Origin of the sequence: Microcystis sp. LE19-195.1E (genome assembly GCF_027532095.1) — a bacterium.
Lineage (GTDB): Bacteria > Cyanobacteriota > Cyanobacteriia > Cyanobacteriales > Microcystaceae > Microcystis > Microcystis aeruginosa.
This window is the reverse complement of the sequence record NZ_JAPZSZ010000062.1, coordinates 1-1,782: the sequence shown is the minus strand read 5'-3', so window position 1 is coordinate 1,782 and position 1,782 is coordinate 1. Positions and strand designations below refer to the sequence as shown.

The 1,782-nt window shown below is 46.9% G+C and carries 1 protein-coding gene and 1 pseudogene; both read left to right on the top strand.

The features are described 5' to 3' along the window. Positions 1-528: pseudogene (locus tag O9300_RS03695) on the top strand (hypothetical protein); the annotation flags it as partial. A 143-nt stretch (positions 529-671) separates the two neighbouring features. Beyond that, positions 672-1,782, top strand: a 1,111-nt coding sequence (locus tag O9300_RS03690; RefSeq protein ID WP_287970122.1) for an FG-GAP repeat domain-containing protein, incomplete at its 3' end; no start/stop codon positions are given.

Genomic DNA, 1,782 nt, shown 5'->3' with positions numbered 1-1,782 from the left:
ATGGCACACCTGAAAACAAAAGCGACTACTGGGAAGCTGCCACAACGGGAACAGTGGAAGTGGAAGTTAATCAGGGGATTATATGAAAAGGAGTTCGAGAGAGAACAGATAATTAAACTGTTTGAAATCATCGACAATATGATGACTTTATCCCCTGAATTACAGTCAAGTTTAGAGAGTAAAATCAAACAATTTGAAGAGGAAAGAACCATGCCTTTAATGAGTAATATGGAGTTACGAGGAATGGAACGCGGTAAGGAAATTGGCAAGGAAATTGGCAAGGAAATTGGTAAGGAAATTGGCAAGGAAATTGGCAAGGAAATTGGCAAGGAAATTGGCGCGTTAGAAAAAAGCCGCGATGACATCAAAACAGTTTTAACTGTGCGTTTTGGACAAATTTCTTCAGAAATTGAAGAGATAATCGGCAAAATCACTAACCCTACTATCTTAGAAGAGCTACTAAAATTAGCAGCTACCGCTAATTCTCTCGCAGAATTTAAGCAGTCTTTCGCAAGAATCCAATCCTAGAACTTCTTTAGAAAACGGGTTTCTGCAAACGCCTATTTAGAAACCCGTTTTCTTGTATAAATGTTAATTTTTGTCATAGCACCCTTGAAAGATTGGCGATTTTTTGCATAAAATAGCACCAGTCGTCTTTTGCGTTCAATGTCATGACTTCTACCCTGTTGCCGAGCCTTCCTGCTGTTTACGATATTTTGTTCGATTTCGCTCAATCTGATGACTTTTGGGCAAATTTAGAAACTGCTTTTGGCACAAGTTATGATGTGGTTAAAGCGACGCAATTACGACAGCAGTGGCAAAGTCGAGATTTTAGTCAACTTCCCCCTATTACAGTTAAAAACCTTGGCAATTCAGGGATTTTCGGCGCATATTCCAGCAGTACCAATAAGATTTATATTTCTCAAGCGCTGATTGATTCGGGGGACGCTACCACCCTCAAAGCGGTGTTATTAGAAGAAATTGGGCATTTTATCGACGCGCAAATCAACAGCAGCGATACGCCGGGGGATGAGGGGCAGTTATTTTCGGCGTTGGTGCGGGGGGAAGTGCTGACAGAGGAGCAAATCGCCGCGATACGAGAGGAAAATGACGCGGCGACTATTACCGTTGATGGGCAAGCGATTAGTGTGGAAATGGCATTTAGTGCCGCTACTAATTTTACTGTGGGGAGTGGTCCCTATTCCGTGACAGTACGGGACTTCAACAACGACGGTAAAATGGACCTGGCTGTGGCGAACCGTGGTGGCAACAACGTCTCAGTGCTATTGGGAACCGGCACGGGCAGTTTTGGCACTGCCACCAACTTTTCCGTGGGGGCTGGTCCCTATTCCGTGACGGTAGGGGACTTCAACGGCGACGGCAAATTGGATTTGGCTGTGGCGAACTTTTACAACAACAACGTCTCGGTGCTATTAGGAACCGGCACGGGCAGTTTTGGCACTGCCACCAACTTTTCCGTGGGGGCTGGTCCCCTTTCCGTGACGGTAGGGGACTTCAACGGCGACGGCAAATCCGATTTGGCTGTGGCGAACCGTTACGGCAACAACGTCTCGGTGCTATTAGGAACCGGCACGGGCAGTTTTGGCACTGCCACCAACTTTTCCGTGGGGGCTGGTCCCTTTTCCGTGACGGTAGGGGACTTCAACGGCGACGGCAAATCCGATTTGGCAACGGCGAACTTGTACAGCAGCAACGTCTCGGTGCTATTAGGAACCGGCACGGGCAGTTTTGGTGCCGCCACTAACTTTACTGTGGGGAGTA